Source organism: Collinsella sp. AF23-2 (assembly GCF_003459245.1).
Lineage (GTDB): Bacteria > Actinomycetota > Coriobacteriia > Coriobacteriales > Coriobacteriaceae > Collinsella.
The window spans coordinates 1-15,056 of record NZ_QRVG01000021.1; the positions used below are offsets into that span (position 1 = coordinate 1).

A 15,056-nucleotide genomic window follows, 5' to 3' on the forward strand; every position below is an offset into this window, starting at 1 on the left:
AGAGCATTTCCCAGTTGACAAAACTATAGGAACACCCCCCGCGCAGAAACGCAAGGCAGGACATCGCAATATACTTAAAATTGTAGCAATTTAAACGACCCACTATTCCGCGTCAGGTTGCCACTCGGTCGTCAAATCGAACCATTCGCGCCATCAAAGGGGTTCGGCGGGATAAAACCGTCGGCAATCTTTATCCCCACAGCCCCACAAGGTAGCTAATTTGGGACGGGGCTTTTTTGACTACTTGGGCAATCAGATCGGCATGTAGTCAGAATAGCCGTCCCAAATAGACTGGTCTGACGCTGCGCCACGAAAAGGGTCTATCTACTACGTTTAGACCGCAGGGGTCGACCATAGCCGACTTTTTCGGAAATCGGCAAGCTCTCTACCTGCGGTTTTAATTTCACAAAATCCGGGATGGTCGAGGTAGCTCGGTCAAACGTAGTAGATGGCCGCATTTCGTGGCAAACGGTCCGACTCGAGACCCATGTCGACCAGCCTCGGATGGCAATTCACGAAGTTGCGGTGGAATACGGACTGAATTGGCACCTTAAAGGCAAAAACACTCCGTATTTCACCGCAAGTTATTGGGGGGATGGGTTTTAGAGGCGAGCGAGGTCATAGGCTTGGGCAGCTGCCTCGCCGGCGCAGATGAGGTTGGTTGGGGCTTCTTGCGGATCGAGTGCCTGCTCCAGATCCATGGGCTTGTGGCAAATCGGCAAAACCAAGTCGATACCCTGCTCGTACACCGCATCCAGGTTGTCGGCGCGACCGCCCACGACGGCGACCACCGGCTTGCCATATCGCTTCGCACGACGAGCCACACCCACCGGCGCCTTGCCGGCAGCGGATTGCTCATCCATATTGCCCTCGCCCGTTATGACCAGGTCGACATCGCGCACGCGCTCGTCAAACCCAATCAGATCGAGCACCGTCTCCACGCCCGAACGCAGCTCCGCGCCGAGCGCCAGCAACGCCGCGCCCAAGCCACCGGCGGCGCCCGCGCCGGGCACGCCGAGCACCGAGCCAAATGTCCGTGCGCCCTTGGGCGTGCGCAGCAACCCCTGAGCCCGCGCCCTAGCAATCGCCGTATCGAGCAGGCGGCCGTAGCCGACCATCCAGCTGTCACACCTGCGCAGCACCTCGGCATCATCCGCCGGCAGGCCCTTCTGCCCACCGAACACCGCTAGGGCGCCTCGGCGCCCCACAAGCGGATTCTCGACATCGGAAAGCACCACGACACGCGCGCCGCTCAGCGCCCGAAGCGCTGGCGCCAAATCGATACTCACCACGTGTTCGAGACCCGCGAGACCGGGGGCGATATTGCAGCCCTGATCATCGACCACACGCGCGCCCAGCGCCTGCAGCATACCGGCGCCACCATCGTTGGTGGCGCTGCCGCCCAAGCCAATATAGATAGTCTTTGCCCCGGCACGAACCGCACGGAGCATCAGCTCGCCCACGCCATAGGTTGTAGCAGCCAGCGCCGACGACTCCGTGCAAGGCGAATACCCAATACCCGCCGCCTCGGCCATCTCAATAACAGCCGACTCGTGCTCGCCGTCCACCAGCATCCGGGCAGACACGCGGTCGCCCAAGGGACCCGCAACCTCGCAGGTCACAAGCTCGCCACCGCAGGCGGCAACGGCGTCGAGCGTTCCCTCACCACCATCTGCCAGCGGCAATGCGCGCACCTCGGCATCGGACCACACACGGCGCACGCCTTCGGCAACCGCCTCCTCCGCCTGTGCACTCGAAACGCTGCCCTTAAAGGAGTCAATCGCCAGCAGCACACGGCGGGGCCGGCGGCACACGACACCAAAATCGACCGCCTCAACGGCAATATCTTCGGCACACGCGAGTGCCTCGGCATGAGCGGCATGCGCCTCGAGATCGGCCCCACAACCGCAGCCAGCACCATCGGTGCCACGCAACCCACTAAAATAGCCGCTCAACACCTCACGACACTCGTCTGCCAGCACGCCAGCCGTCACGTTAAACCGATGATTCAGGCGCGAGTCGGCATTCAAATCGTATAGGGATCCCAATGCGCCCGCCTTGGCGTCGCTCGCGCCATACACGCAGCGCCCCACGCGCGCATTGACCATAAGCCCCGCGCACATGCAGCAGGGCTCGAGCGTCACGTAGACCGTGCAATCGGAAAGGCGCCAGCGGCCAAGCGCCTGGGCGGCGGCGCACAGGGCCGCGAACTCTGCATGCGCCGAAGGGTTCTGGTCGAGCTCGCGCCGATTGTGCGCCCTCGCGACGATCTCGCCGTCGCGCACCACTACGGCTCCGATGGGCACCTCGCCCACCGCCGCGGCGGCTCGCGCCTCCGCCAACGCCTCGCGCATGAACTTCTCGTCGATTTCGGTGATCGTCATCGTTCGCCTTCCCTGTTGCAAATTCAAAACGATGCTATCATTACGACTCACGGAGAGATGGCAGAGCGGTTGAATGCGGCGGTCTTGAAAACCGTTGAGCGCGAAAGCGTTCCGGGGGTTCGAATCCCCCTCTCTCCGCCACTTCTAGTGATGCACCGGTGTCATGGTCCGCTCAAACAGCGCATCGACCACGTCGGCCATCTCGGGTCGACGCTCAAGATCGTGGCCCGATTCCCACCATATCGTGAAAAGTCGAATAATACCGCCGGCGACAAACTCAGACGTCGTCTCGAGCGACACGGGGGCCAGGGCATCCTCGGCAAGCACGTTCATCACACGCTCGCGGATAGAGCGGGCAATGCGGTCGCAAATAACGTTGGTCAACATGCCCGACATGCTGCTTGCCAAAATGTTATCCATGAGCCGCTCGTGCGCCAGAATCAAATCCATGGCATCGTCCAAAATCGCATGCCGAAGCGCGCGCACGTCCTCGGCAGACACTGCGCCGGCCTCATCGGGCTGTTTTTGCGGCAAGCTCGACATGAGCTCATCGATATAAAAGGCAAAGTAATCGTTCTTGTCGCGAAAGTGCTTGTAGAACGTCGTGCGGCGAATCATGGCGCGGTCGCACAGCATGGCAACCGTCAGGTCCTCAAAACGATGCTCCTCGAGAAGCTCGGTGAAGGCATCGAACAGGGCACGGTAGGTTTTCTTGATGCGAAGGTCCACTGGTATCGCCATCCTCAGGGCAAAGACAACACTCGTCAATCTGTCGCATATCTTACACCTGTACCTCGCGCGCTTTGCCCCGGTACCGACCCCGCCGAAAACACAACGCTTACCGGAAAGTTCGGCACGGCAAAACGTTGCGGGTATACTAGTAGCGTTATACCAACGGCAGCTGGCGCATGCCGCCGCGGCCATTCGAAACGGAGACATCATGATTACCGTCATCATCGGCATCGTTGTTGTCATTGTGATTGTCTGCGCCATCGCCGGCATCTACAACAACATGGTCACCAAGCGTAACCGCATCGATAACGCCTGGCAGAACATCGATACGCAGCTGCAGCGCCGCAACGACCTGATCCCCAACCTGGTCGAGACCGTCAAGGGCTACGCCAAGCACGAGCAAGAGACGCTCTCCGCCGTGATCAGTGCGCGTAACACCGCCGTCAAGGCCACCACGCCCGAGGCCAAGATGGAAGCCGACAACGTGCTGACCGGTGCGCTGCGCCAGCTCTTCGCCGTAGCCGAGGCCTACCCCGATCTTAAGGCAAACACCAACTTTACGCAGCTGCAGGCATCGCTCGAGGATACCGAGAACAAGATTAGCTATGCACGCCAGAGCTACAACGATTGCGTGCTCAGCTACAACAACGCCATTCAGACGTTCCCGGCTGTCATCTTTGCCGGCATCTTCCAGTTTAAGGAGCGCCAGGGCTTTGAGGCCGCCGAAGCAGCCCGCCAGGCCCCGACCGTCAAGTTCTAGTAGTTTGGCAGCGCATCCTTAATCGGCCAAATGTATAAACCGCCCCGTCGAACGCATACTTCGACGGGGCGGTTTCCTTTTTCGCGAAGGTCCCCCTCTAAGCGCCGTGCATTTTTAGGAGTATTCAACATAACCAAGAGCTTCGGGCGCTACGATAAATGCCAAAGACCGCGAATATCCCTGCAAATCAAACGCTGTCAGCCCATAACCCCGCCCATCATTCGTAGAAAACATCGAGAAATCCCGATTTTTTGCCCGAGGTCGGTATGCAGGGGCCTTCGATTGCAGAATACTCGCAAAAATGCACGTCGCCATCACCCCCACATGGCGCGAACCAAAACAAAAGCGCGGCCTAAAAGGCCGCGCGCCATCTTTAATTCAGATCTATATTGCCCGTAACGGCAGCGCCGAGGTAACGCAGGCCCGAGGGCAACCTTCCTTTCCGGCGCACTCCGCAGGACGAAAGAACCTCCGCCGCACGAAGTACGCAGCGGAGGTTCTTTCATGTCCGAGGACGCGCCGGAAAGGAAGGTTGCCCTCGGGCCGAGCAGCTATGGCAGCTTACGCCACGGTATAGACCCAGTTGTGCTTATCTTCAACAGCACCAGACTGGATACCAGTCAGGGTCTCGCGGAGCTTCTTCATCACAGGGCCGATCTCGGTGTAGCCAGCCGGGAAGGTCACGGTCTCGTCGGCGCCATAGACCTTGTTGTCAATCTCGCCAACCGGAGAGATGACGGCAGCGGTGCCGCACAGGCCGCACTCGACAAAGGTACCGGCCTTAACCTCGGCCCACTCGACGGGACGCTGGTCAACGGTCATGCCCAGGTCCTGAGCAACCTGAACGAGCGAACGGCGGGTGATGGAGGGAAGAATGGAGTCGGTGTGCGACTGCGGGACAACAAGCGTGCCATCTTCCTTCACGAACAGGATGTTGGCGCCACCGGTCTCCTCGACATAGGTGCGGGACTCGGAGTCGAGATACAGGTTCTCGGCATAGCCCTCGCGGTGAGCCTCCATCGTGGGCTTCAGGGACATGGCGTAGTTGAGGCCGGCCTTGATGTTGCCGGTGCCGTGCGGTGCGGCGCGGTCGTACTCGGAAACGCGCAGCTTGACAGGCTTGAGGCCGCCCTTAAAGTACGGACCGACCGGGGTCACGAGAATACGGAACGTGTACTCAGGAGCGGGAGCCACGCCGATCACGTCACCGGAGCCGATCATAAATGGACGCACGTACAGGGTTGCGCCGGAACCGAAGGGCGGAACCCATGCGGCGTTGGCAGAGACGACCTGCTTGACGGCCTCGACAAACTTATCCTTGGGGAACGGGGGCATCTCCAGACGCTGGGCGGAGTTGTACATACGCTCGGCGTTCATGTCGGGACGGAAGCAGACGATGCTGCCGTCCTCGGCGGTGTAGGCCTTCAGGCCCTCAAAGACCTCCTGGCAGTAGTGGAAGATACCGCCGCACTCGGAGACGTGCAGGGTGTGGTCGGTGGTCAGGCCGCCCTCGTCCCACTCGCCATCCTTCCAATGAGCCTCGTAGCTGTAATCGGTCTTCATGTAGCCAAAGCCGAGGCTACCCCAATCGATATCTTTCTTCTCGACAGTCATATGTCGCTCCTTACATACGCGGTTGCATACTCGCGAACCCGCACGCAAGGACCGAAGCAGGCCGCGTCGCAACGTCGCATACCCGGAGCGTAGAGCCGGGCAGGACACGCGGGCAGCATCAAAGCCGATGGCGCGTCGATTCGCATGCAGGTGATTGTACTCCCCGCACGCCTTGGATAAAACGCTTTTCTTTAACTAAGTAAAGTATTTTCATTTGCCTTCAACACAAAAGGCCCGCCATCGAATCCGATGACGGGCCTTGGAATTAACATCCGAAAACAAGCTCGGACTAGGCGTTCTTTTTACCGAGCTTAGCCTTAACCAGACCGACCACGGTCGGGATGATCGACACGGCGACGATGCCGATAATCAGCAGCTCAAAGTGCTCCTGCACAAAGGGAATGCCGCCAAAGAAGTAGCCCAGCAGAGTGAAGACCGTCGACCAGGTAATGCCGCCCAGCACGTTAAAGATGACAAAGTTGCGCCAGTGCATGCCGCCCATGCCGGCGATGAAAGGCACAAAGGTGCGGATAAACGGGAAGAAGCGACCCAGGAAGATGGCCAGGTGGCCCCACTTGTCCAGGAAGTCCTCGGACTTTTTGATACGCTCGGGCGTCATGGCCTTCACCTTGCCCGAGGCGATGATCTTTTGGCCAAAGAAATGACCGATCATAAAGTTGCACTGATCGCCCAAGATAGCAGCCGTCCATGCGACGGCCAGCAGAGCCACGATGTTAAAGCCGCCGTTGTGGGCAAAGAAACCTGAGGCAAACAGCAGCGAATCGCCGGGAAGGAACGGGAAGAACACCACGCCCGTCTCGATAAAGATGATCAGGAACACGCAGCCATAGGCCATAAGCGGGCCGGCAGCGATCCAGCTGGCGATCGCGGTGCGCGGATCCTTAAGCAGCTCGGCGATAAAATTGATGAAACCCATGAAGTAAAACCTCTCAGTTGTGGGCGCGGACACGTCCAAGTTGACCAGTATACGGTTGTGACGCGGCAACGCACACGACCTTACAAAAGCGTGACTTCATTACCAGCAAGTTTGCATAATTGACACCTGTCGCGCAAAGCCGAGCAAGATTGCTCTTCCTAATCCCTAGCGAATCGCTATACTTTATTGAATTGCATTGTCGCGGCGCTAAGGGAGGGCGGCCGGTGAGCTTTATCAATACCATTCGCGAGGACATCAAGACCGTCCAGGCACAGGACCCCGCCGCGCAAAACGGCCTAGTCATCTTCCTTTCTTACCCCGGCCTGCACGCCAAGTGGAACCACGTGCCCGAGCACTGGCTGTGGGAACATGGACATCGCTCGCTCGCCCGCGTGCTCTCGCAAATCACCCGCCATATCACTGGCGTCGAGATTCATCCTGCCGCACAGATCGGCAAGCATTTCTTTATCGACCACGCCATGGGCGTTGTCATCGGCGAAACCGCCATTGTGGGCGACAACTGCGTGCTCTATCAGGGCGTCACACTTGGCGGCACCGGCAACGAGACCGGCAAGCGCCACCCCACCCTGGGCAACAACGTCACCGTGGGCACAGGCGCCAAGGTGCTCGGCAACATTCGCATTGGCAACAACGTCAAAATCGGCGGCAACTCGGTTGTCGTCAAAGACGTGCCCGACAACTGCACCGTCGTGGGCGTGCCCGGCCGCATTATCAAACGCAACGGCTGCCGCGTGTTCAAGGAGACCTTCGACGCCAAGCAGCATCGCGAGTACATGCCCGACGACGCAGCCGAGCAAAGCGCCCTCAACCGCCAAGGCATCACCGAGAACGCACGCCGGGTCAAAGAGCTCGAGCAAGAGGTGGCCGAGCTTAAGGCCCTCGTCGCCAAACTCGTGGACGAACGCTAAAAGCGGACGGCCGCCGACAACATCGACGCCAACGCAAAGGCGCGCCAGGGAATCCATCCCCGGCGCGCCTTATTCCTGATGTGACAAAGGGACTATTCCTTTGTCACATTATGCGAACTGGCTCAGATAGAGGTCGGCGTAGGCGCCCTCGACTGCCAGCAGCTCCTTATGCGTGCCCTGCTCGATGATATTGCCGTGATCCATGACCAGAATCAGGTCGGCATCCACGATCGTCGACAGGCGATGCGCGATCACAAAACTTGTGCGCCCACGCATAAGTGCGTCCATGGCGCGGCCGATGGCAAGCTCGGTGCGCGTATCCACGCTCGACGTCGCCTCGTCCAGGATGAGAATCGCCGGGTTGTTGAGCAGCACGCGTGCGATGGTTAGCAGCTGACGCTGGCCCTGGCTGATGCTTTCGGCATCGTTGGCTACGCGCGTGTCGTAGCCCTGAGGCATGGTGCGCACAAAGAAGTCGACCTGGGCGGCGCGAGCGGCCGCAGCAATCTCCTCGCGCGTTGCCTCGGGGCAGCCGTAGGCGATGTTCTCGGCAATCGTGCCGTCGAACAGCCAGGCGTCCTGTAGCACCATGCCAAACTGCTGCCGTAGCTCGCCGCGGTCCATGAGGCGCGTATCCACACCGTCAAGCGTAATACGGCCGCCGTCGATCTCGTAAAAGCGCATGAGCAGGTTGATGAGCGTCGTCTTGCCTGCGCCCGTGGTTCCCACCACGGCAATCTTCTGGCCCGGCTCGGCGGTAAACGACACGTCGCGCATGAGCGGCTTGTCGGGCGCATAGCCAAAGCGCACGTGCTCAAAAGCGACGCGGCCCTCAATGCGACCCGGCAGCTTGGCGGCGACCGCCGGCAGCGGATCGGCTTCCATCTCGGACTCGTCGAGCAGGTCGAACACGCGCTCCGCACTCGCCAGCGCGCTCTGCAGCGAGTTAAAGGTAAACGACAGCTGCGTCATGGGCTCGGACGCCTCGTAGATAAACTGGAAGAACGCCTGGAACACGCCGACGGTCATATGCCCGGCAACCAACATGCTGCAGCCCACAAGCGCAATCACGATCTGCGCCAAGCGGCCGATAAAGCGCACCGCGGGACCGACGGCGTTAATCATAAAGTCGGCCTTGGTGCTCACGCGCGCCAGCTCCTTCGAAGCCTCGTGCACCTCGACAGAGCTCTGGTGCTCGCGGTTAAACGCACGAATCACCAGACGGCCCGAGTAGCCCTCCTCGACCGCGCTCGTAATCTTGGACACCCACTCCTGGCGCTCGCCCGTCACATCGTGCGTGCGGCGCGACACGACCTTCGTCACCAGCAGCGAAAGCGCCGTAAAGAACAAAAAGACGAGCGTGAGCGGCACGCTAAACACGAACATCACGCTCACGGCGCCCACCACGGTACCGATCGACACCAGCAGCTGCAGCAAGCCGCGCTGCATGCTCTCGGACATCTTGTCCAAGTCGTTGGTCGCACGGCTGACGACCTCGCCGGGACGATGCGCGTCAAAGTAGGCAAGCGGCAGACGGTTGAGCTTTTGTGCGATGCGGTTGCGTAGGCGCAGGTTGAGGCGTTCGGCCACGCTCGACATCAAAAAGCTCTGGAGCGCGTAGAACGAGGCAGCAGCCGTCCAAATCATAAAGTAGATGAAGATGGTCCTGCCGCAGTTCTCCCAGGTAATGCTGAAGGTAGTGTTGTTGGCAAACGCCAACTTCATGTGCCCCCACAGCTCATCGATCACGCGAGCACTATATGCCGGTGCAGCGGTGTTAAAGATGGCATAGAACACAATGCTCGCGAACACGATATAGAAGCGCCAATGGTCGCCGGCGGCCTCGCTCCACAGGCGGCGCACCGTCGCCCAGGTGTCGCGGGGCGTCTCGTCCTCGTCCCCGTCGTCAACGTCGCGCATGCGCTCTGCCTCAGCGCGGGCGCGCTCGTCCTCGGCGCGCTCGTTTTCCTCGTAGAGTGCCTGGCGGCGAGCCTCGCGCTCGGCCGCAGCCCTGGCGGCTTCGTCCAGGCCGGGCGTGGCGCCCGCCTCCTCGACTGTCTCTGCAACCGCGGCGTCATCGGCAATTCCCTGCTTCTTGAGCTCCTCGGTCATACTACTCACCTCCCTTCATCTGCGATTCCGCGATAGCGCGGTACACCTCGCAGGTTTCCATGAGCTCGTCGTGCGTGCCTAGGCCCACGATCTCGCCGTCTTTGAGCACCACGATCTGATCGGCATGCAAAATAGTCGAGATGCGCTGGGCGATGATGAGCACCGCGGCATCGCACGTCTCGTCCTGCAGCGCATGGCGCAGCGCCGCATCGGTCTTAAAGTCCAGGGCCGAAAAACTGTCGTCGAAGATATACAGATCGGCATGCTTCATGAGTGCGCGGGCAATCGCCAGGCGCTGGCGCTGACCACCCGAGAAGTTCGTGCCGCCCTGGGCCACCGGCGTATCGAGCCCCTGCGGCTGGTCGAGCACAAAGGTGCTCTGGGCAACCTCCAGCGCATGGAGCATGTCAGCCTCGGTCGCACCCTCGTTACCAAAGCGCAGGTTGCTCGCCACCGTACCCGAGAACAGCCATGCCTTCTGCGGCACATAGGCGATACGCCCGCGGATGTCGTCTTGCGAAAGGTCGCGCAGGTCGACGCCGTTCAGGCGAATGGCGCCCTTCGTGGCATCGTGGAAGCGAAGCAAGAGCTTGGCCACCGTTGACTTGCCCGAGCCCGTTGAGCCCACGATCGCGGTCGTCTGTCCGCGGCGGCAGGCAAAACTCAGGTTGCACAGGGTGTCCTCGTCGGCATCGTCAAAACGGAACGACATGTGATCGAACACGGCCACCACGTCGGCCCCGCCTGCGGACTCAGGCGCCCCGTCGCCCAGCGTAGCCTTACCGTCCACGATGCTCGGCTCGATCTCGAGCACCTGTTGCGCACGGTTGAGGCACGCCGCGGCGCGCGGAAGCGTCAGCACCACCATCTGCGCCATCATCACAAAGAACAGGATCAGAATCGCGTACTCCAGCACGGCCGAAATGCTGCCGATTTGCATGGCATGGACGCCCACGCGGTTGCCGCCCACCCACAGCACCGCCACCTCGGCGATGTTCATCAAAAAGAAGCTGGAGCTGTCGAGACCCACAAACAGGTGGTTGACCTTGATGGCGTTGGCCGCGTAATCGCTAAACACCTCGTCCAGGCGCTGCTCCTCGTGGCGCTCCTTGTTAAATGCGCGGATGACGCGCACGCCCACGATGTTCTCGCGCAGCACCACGTTCATGCGGTCGATAAAGCTCTGCAGGCGCATAAAGATCGGCGCGGCGTTGGCAACGGTAAAGACCGCCGCCACCAGCACGATCGCAACGACCACGCCCAGCAGCGTGCCCATGGCAGGATCGATAAACCAGGCAAAGATGATGCCCGCCACGGCCAAGAACGGTACCGGCAGCACCAGCTGAATCGTCTGCAGGATCGCTTGCTGGATCACGTTGATGTCGTTGAGCGAGCGCGTGATCATCGAACCCGTGCCAAAGCGCTCAAAGTCGCTGGCGGACAGCTCGAGCGACTTATCGTAGACGGCGTTGCGGATGTCGCAGGCCACATTGGCCGCCAGACGGGCCGAAAGATAGCAGCCCAGCACCGCGCCGCCGCTGGCCATGCCGGTCGCGATGAGCATGTACAGACCGTTGCGCAAGATGTAATCGACGTCGCCCGTCGTGATGCCCGTGTTGACCATGTTCGCCAACATCGTGGGCACGAGCAGCGTACCGACGTTGTCGATTAGCAGCACCAGCAGCGTCACCGCGATCAGACCGCGGTACGGCCTCATAAACCTCATTAAGAGTCGCATGTCTCCCCCTCGCCCTTATCGTCAGCCTCGTTCTCGGCGGCAACTTGCCGTTTAAATGCCTCGCACTCTTCGTTAAGAACATGGGAAAACTTACCGACCAAGCGCATGATCTCGCGCTGTTCCCACGGCTCGAGCGCCTCGAATGCCTGCTGCTCGGCCTTTTGCGCCGGCAACGCGTAGTGCTTGGCAAACTGCACGCCTTCTTCGGTCAGTCGCACAACCTTGTTCTTACGACTGCCCTCGGCAAACTCCAACGTCGCGAGCCCTCGCGCCCTAAGCGTCTTGATCGCCGAATTGATGGTCTGTTTGCTGTAGAACCATTCACTCGTCAGCCGACTCACGGCAACGCTTCCACCCGCTGCACTCGTGTCGACGAGCATCCAGTAGGCGCAATCCGAAAGACCGCAGGTGCGCGCGAACTCCGAATAGATACGGACAAGCCCGTTGAGCATCCGGTCGAAATCGACCGGGCTAACTGTACTATTCATCTCTCCCGCCATTCGATAGTCCGAGTTTTGACTAATTAGGGTTTCAGGTTAGTCCGAGTTTTGACTATCGTCAAGGGCGGCCGTGCAAGACGTGCGACCCATAACAACATGTCGACAAAAAAGACCGCCGGCGCGGGGGCGGCGCCGGCGGTTGCAAGAAAATATCGATTGTTGGCTGTTACGCAGCGACGGCCTCGTAGACCGTGGCGCCCGAGAAGCTGTCGTGCAGGCTCTTGCCACAGATCCACGGCAGTTCGACGACCTCGCAGACCGTGTTGACCAGCTCGGAGCAGTCAGTAAAGTGGCCCTTATCGTTGAGGGCCTCGCAATCCTGAACACGCCAATAGCCATCGGTGTGCGTGATGTAGTACTCGTGATCATCAATCGTCACAAAAGCGCGCGTCTTGGAACGCAGCAGCTTCAGAAATCCTTCGAAGTCGGTCTCGACGACATCTCCAGCCTGGAACATGATGTTACCTCCTGGCCCGGCGCCACCACGGCGCATTGATAAACGTTGGTACTCCTTTAGTAAAACCTTTATCAGAGGTTATGCGTTCGTCATTTAGGCAAGTGGTAAAAAACCGCAGGGTAGACGGGATAAAACGTTTAACCATCCCATTTGTTTGTCACATTCTGAAGGTACTTTTATGCAAACCTACTTTTCCAATTGGAATCTACCCTTTTGGCCGGGCAATTGACCGTCTATCGTTTGAGCCCGACGGGTATGAACGGGGCATCTGCAACGCCACCGCAAGGAGACACCATGGAGACTATCGAAGCACTCATCCACCGCCGCAGCTGCCGCAAATACAGCGATCGTCCCGTCGAGGCCGAAAAGCTTGCACGCATTATCGAAGCCGGCCAATATGCACCGAGCGGCATGGGCCGCCAACCGGTGACGTTTGTCGCCGTCACCGACCCCGCGACCGTCGAGCGTCTCTCACGGCTCAACGCCCAGGTCATGGGCAGCAACGGCGACCCCTTCTATGGCGCCAAGACCGTTGTGGTGGTGCTGGTCGACCGCAACGTGCCCACGCATCTGGAAGACGGCTCGCTCGCCATGGGCAACTTGCTCAACGCCGCCTATGCACTGGGTGTCGATTCATGCTGGATTCACCGCGCGCATGAGGTCTTTGACTCACCCGAGGGCCTGGAACTGCTGGCCAGCTGGAGCCTGCCCGCCGACGGCAGCCTGCGCGGTGTCGGTCACTGCATTCTGGGCTATGCCGAGGACACGCTACCCGAGCCCAAACCCCGCCGCGACAACGTCGTCTACGTAAGGTAACCCAGGAGCGTCATAGGGGTAGCTAATTTGGGACGGGGCTATTTTAGCCACCCCACTCGCAACTTATCTTGCCGATGGAGTTGTCGTCGTTTCGTTCGTGTGGGTCGTTTCGGCGCCGTCGCCCTGTTCGCCCTCGTCCTTTTGAGCGTCGGCGATGGTGGAGGCCGCCGCGACGATGCCGCGCTGGGGTGCGACGCCCGTCTGGGTCTGAGCGCCCTCGACAACTTCTGTGCCTGCATGCGCGAGCTCGGGCGATTTAAACACCGCGTCCAAGTTGGCGCCACCGCCGGCGTAGCCAAGCGCAGCGAGTGCGATGACGATCACTGCAACGACGACCGCGATCGGCACATAACGATGCCAACCAGCAGGATTGAGCCCACTGCGGCGAGCCGCCCCGCGGCTGATGTAGCCGAGCGTGCCGTCGTGCTTGAGCTTTGAGCCCACCACGCGTTTGCGGCCCCACAGCGAGGACTCTGCCTGCATTGCCAAGCGGGCACCTGTCGAAGGATAGCCGTATTTAGTGCGCTTGAACGAGCCGTCAAACCCCGAGGCGTGTTTACCCCACGTCACCGATGTTGTGCGTCGGTTGACCGGCGCGGCACTCCGCCTTCTGCGGCTCGGTTTTGAAGTCTCAGCCATATGCCCTCGCACGCCGTAACCAAATCGAAACAATAACGCTTTGGACTGTAGCACACGCGTCGCGCGCGGTCACGGGCGCCTCGCTCAACGGTCATCGTCCTTCAGCAAGCGCCACAGCGTTGTTCGGCTTACGCCCAGCACCTCCGCCGCACGGGTCCGGTTGCCGTGGAGATGATCTACAACCAGATGCGCGATATCTCGCTCGGTATCGGCCAGCGGTCGCAGGAGATACAGGTCGCTTTCGAGTGTCGGGGCGCCAAAGGTTGCGGTCTTAATCACGTCCTCTTGGGCGAGCACTTCCTCCGCCACAGCGCGGTCCACCGTGCCCGCCCCCACCAATATATACAGTCGTTCCGAGACCTCGCGGAGCTGCAGATAATTGCGCGGCCAGCGGTAAGCATCGAGCGTCTTTGCCGCCGCGGCAGACAACGTGGGCGCTGCCGTCCCAAATGCATCAGCGAGATATTCCAAATAGCGCGCAACCTTCGTCGACGCGGCTCCCTGCTCGGCAATCGCCGGCGCCACGCTCACCGCACAGGCGAAGCGCTCAGTCACAAAGGCAGCTTGATCACTTTCGCTGCCGCCCGGCATGTCATTCGCCGTCAGCACCACATGGCAGCGCGTCGCCAACACGGTGTCGGCCATCGTGGAAACGAGCTCGCGGAGACGCTGGGGGCCAACCGTGTTCCAGCCCTCAATGCAAAGTGTCAGCCCCGTTTGGAACAACGGCGATTCGGCGCTTTTGAGCACGTGGCGCCAACCGCGATCGGTAAGCTCATCGAGCGCAACGGCAACAAAGGGTTGATCGGCAAAAGGACCGTCCAGATAGAGGCGCTTGGCGATCTCGACCTGACCCGCTCCCAGCTCGCCCTCGAGCATAAGGGGCACGCCGCGCGCGTAACTCTCGGCGACCGGCGCAGCTACCGAGGCCGCCCCCTCAACGATGCCGTACGCGCTCGATTCGTAGCGGGCCTCAACTTCGTCGGCGTTGAGCCACTCGATGCCCGCATGTGCCGCGGCGCCGCGTACCTCGCGGACCACGACGACCCAAAGGCCCCCGCCTTCTTTGTCGGTGGGGCGAACGGTCAGGCTCAGGCGCGTACCCGCACGCCCCATAACCAGACGCGCGCCGTCTCCTATACGGTCGAGGCGCTCAGCGACAAAAGCCGCCACATCCCGCTCAAGCGCCGCGTCATTCATGGTCGAAATCGCGACGTCCCCACGCGCATCGATTGCCAATGCCGAGGCCCCGGCAGCAGCCAGGGCCTCGGTCAAGATGTTCAGCTTGGCATCACTATCCATGATTTGCCCCTGTCCGCGGCGACGTGCAACCGCCGACGGTCGCACGACCGAGTGTTTCAAAATTGAACGATATTGCTCACCAAACACTATAGGGCAGAAAGCGCCGTCCTGCGAGTATAGGTGTTGCCCCGCATCG

13 protein-coding genes and 1 tRNA gene are annotated in these 15,056 nt (G+C 60.5%); 4 read left to right on the forward strand and 10 right to left on the reverse strand.

The features are described from left to right. Nucleotides 1–602: 602 nt before the first annotated feature. On the reverse strand, nt 603–2,384 hold the full coding sequence (gene tadA / locus DWY03_RS08015) for a tRNA adenosine(34) deaminase TadA (protein WP_117840399.1): 1,782 nt from the start codon (nt 2,382–2,384) through the stop codon (nt 603–605). 51 nt (nt 2,385–2,435) lie between these two features. Between tadA and DWY03_RS08020 the strand changes: the two genes are divergently transcribed. Further along, nucleotides 2,436–2,525 (forward strand) — tRNA-Ser (locus DWY03_RS08020). Between the two features lie 3 nt (nt 2,526–2,528). On the opposite strand, the gene DWY03_RS08025 is transcribed toward DWY03_RS08020, so the two are convergent. Further along, nucleotides 2,529–3,113 carry a TetR/AcrR family transcriptional regulator gene (locus DWY03_RS08025; RefSeq protein WP_158558641.1) on the reverse strand — a complete coding sequence of 195 codons (585 nt, stop codon included), beginning with the start codon at nt 3,111–3,113 and terminating at the stop codon, nt 2,529–2,531. A 211-nt stretch (nt 3,114–3,324) separates the two neighbouring features. Between DWY03_RS08025 and DWY03_RS08030 the strand changes: the two genes are divergently transcribed. Beyond that, nucleotides 3,325–3,876 (forward strand): LemA family protein, encoded by a 552-nt coding sequence (locus DWY03_RS08030; RefSeq protein ID WP_082421874.1) that lies wholly within the window; start codon nt 3,325–3,327, stop codon nt 3,874–3,876. A gap of 561 nt (nt 3,877–4,437) precedes the next feature. Here DWY03_RS08030 and DWY03_RS08035 read toward each other — a convergent pair. Both DWY03_RS08035 and DWY03_RS08040 read right to left on the reverse strand, forming a co-directional pair. Continuing rightward, nucleotides 4,438–5,490 (reverse strand): branched-chain amino acid aminotransferase, encoded by a 1,053-nt coding sequence (locus tag DWY03_RS08035; protein WP_117840400.1) that lies wholly within the window; start codon nt 5,488–5,490, stop codon nt 4,438–4,440. 289 nt (nt 5,491–5,779) lie between these two features. Next, nucleotides 5,780–6,427: a DedA family protein gene (locus tag DWY03_RS08040; protein ID WP_117582947.1), complete on the reverse strand. Its 648-nt coding sequence runs from the start codon at nt 6,425–6,427 to the stop codon at nt 5,780–5,782. Between the two features lie 224 nt (nt 6,428–6,651). Here DWY03_RS08040 and cysE point away from each other — a divergent pair, with 224 nt between their 5' ends. Continuing rightward, nucleotides 6,652–7,356, forward strand: a complete 705-nt coding sequence (gene cysE / locus DWY03_RS08045) for a serine O-acetyltransferase (RefSeq protein WP_117817024.1) — start codon at nt 6,652–6,654, stop codon at nt 7,354–7,356. A 108-nt stretch (nt 7,357–7,464) separates the two neighbouring features. Here cysE and DWY03_RS08050 read toward each other — a convergent pair whose 3' ends face one another. From DWY03_RS08050 to DWY03_RS08065, 4 genes are all read right to left on the reverse strand, one after another. Continuing rightward, nucleotides 7,465–9,468 carry an ABC transporter ATP-binding protein gene (locus DWY03_RS08050; protein ID WP_117817023.1) on the reverse strand — a complete coding sequence of 668 codons (2,004 nt, stop codon included), beginning with the start codon at nt 9,466–9,468 and terminating at the stop codon, nt 7,465–7,467. Between the two features lies 1 nt (nt 9,469). Then, nucleotides 9,470–11,194, reverse strand: coding sequence for an ABC transporter ATP-binding protein (locus tag DWY03_RS08055; RefSeq protein WP_117817022.1), 1,725 nt, complete (start codon nt 11,192–11,194; stop codon nt 9,470–9,472). Continuing rightward, entirely contained in the window at nt 11,194–11,694 is a 501-nt protein-coding gene (locus tag DWY03_RS08060; RefSeq protein WP_147334521.1) for a MarR family winged helix-turn-helix transcriptional regulator, read from the reverse strand. Before DWY03_RS08060 ends, DWY03_RS08055 begins: the two co-directional genes overlap by 1 nt. A 178-nt stretch (nt 11,695–11,872) precedes the next feature. Beyond that, complete coding sequence (locus DWY03_RS08065) at nt 11,873–12,163, reverse strand: CDP-alcohol phosphatidyltransferase (RefSeq protein ID WP_197032830.1); 291 nt, start codon at nt 12,161–12,163, stop codon at nt 11,873–11,875. A gap of 294 nt (nt 12,164–12,457) precedes the next feature. On the opposite strand from DWY03_RS08065, the gene DWY03_RS08070 reads away from it, so the two are divergent. Next, nucleotides 12,458–12,979 (forward strand): nitroreductase family protein, encoded by a 522-nt coding sequence (locus DWY03_RS08070; protein WP_117817020.1) that lies wholly within the window; start codon nt 12,458–12,460, stop codon nt 12,977–12,979. Between the two features lie 63 nt (nt 12,980–13,042). On the opposite strand, the gene DWY03_RS08075 is transcribed toward DWY03_RS08070, so the two are convergent. Beyond that, nucleotides 13,043–13,618: a hypothetical protein gene (locus DWY03_RS08075; RefSeq protein WP_147334520.1), complete on the reverse strand. Its 576-nt coding sequence runs from the start codon at nt 13,616–13,618 to the stop codon at nt 13,043–13,045. Between the two features lie 84 nt (nt 13,619–13,702). Next, complete coding sequence (locus DWY03_RS08080; RefSeq protein ID WP_117840401.1) at nt 13,703–14,920, reverse strand: helix-turn-helix domain-containing protein; 1,218 nt, start codon at nt 14,918–14,920, stop codon at nt 13,703–13,705. Nucleotides 14,921–15,056: the final 136 nt, after the last annotated feature.

Excerpts from the sequence above, each read along its gene's own strand:
- DWY03_RS08055 (WP_117817022.1), bottom strand. The coding sequence starts at position 11,194 with ATGAGGTTTATGAGGCCGTACCGCGGTCTGATCGCGGTGACGCTGCTG.
- DWY03_RS08040 (WP_117582947.1), bottom strand. The coding sequence starts at position 6,427 with ATGGGTTTCATCAATTTTATCGCCGAGCTGCTTAAGGATCCGCGCACC.
- DWY03_RS08065 (WP_197032830.1), bottom strand. The coding sequence starts at position 12,163 with ATGTTCCAGGCTGGAGATGTCGTCGAGACCGACTTCGAAGGATTTCTG.
- DWY03_RS08035 (WP_117840400.1), bottom strand. The coding sequence starts at position 5,490 with ATGACTGTCGAGAAGAAAGATATCGATTGGGGTAGCCTCGGCTTTGGC.
- tadA (WP_117840399.1), bottom strand. The coding sequence starts at position 2,384 with ATGACGATCACCGAAATCGACGAGAAGTTCATGCGCGAGGCGTTGGCG.
- DWY03_RS08060 (WP_147334521.1), bottom strand. The coding sequence starts at position 11,694 with ATGAATAGTACAGTTAGCCCGGTCGATTTCGACCGGATGCTCAACGGG.
- DWY03_RS08080 (WP_117840401.1), bottom strand. The coding sequence starts at position 14,920 with ATGGATAGTGATGCCAAGCTGAACATCTTGACCGAGGCCCTGGCTGCT.
- DWY03_RS08050 (WP_117817023.1), bottom strand. The coding sequence starts at position 9,468 with ATGACCGAGGAGCTCAAGAAGCAGGGAATTGCCGATGACGCCGCGGTT.
- DWY03_RS08075 (WP_147334520.1), bottom strand. The coding sequence starts at position 13,618 with ATGGCTGAGACTTCAAAACCGAGCCGCAGAAGGCGGAGTGCCGCGCCG.
- DWY03_RS08070 (WP_117817020.1), top strand. The coding sequence starts at position 12,458 with ATGGAGACTATCGAAGCACTCATCCACCGCCGCAGCTGCCGCAAATAC.
- DWY03_RS08030 (WP_082421874.1), top strand. The coding sequence starts at position 3,325 with ATGATTACCGTCATCATCGGCATCGTTGTTGTCATTGTGATTGTCTGC.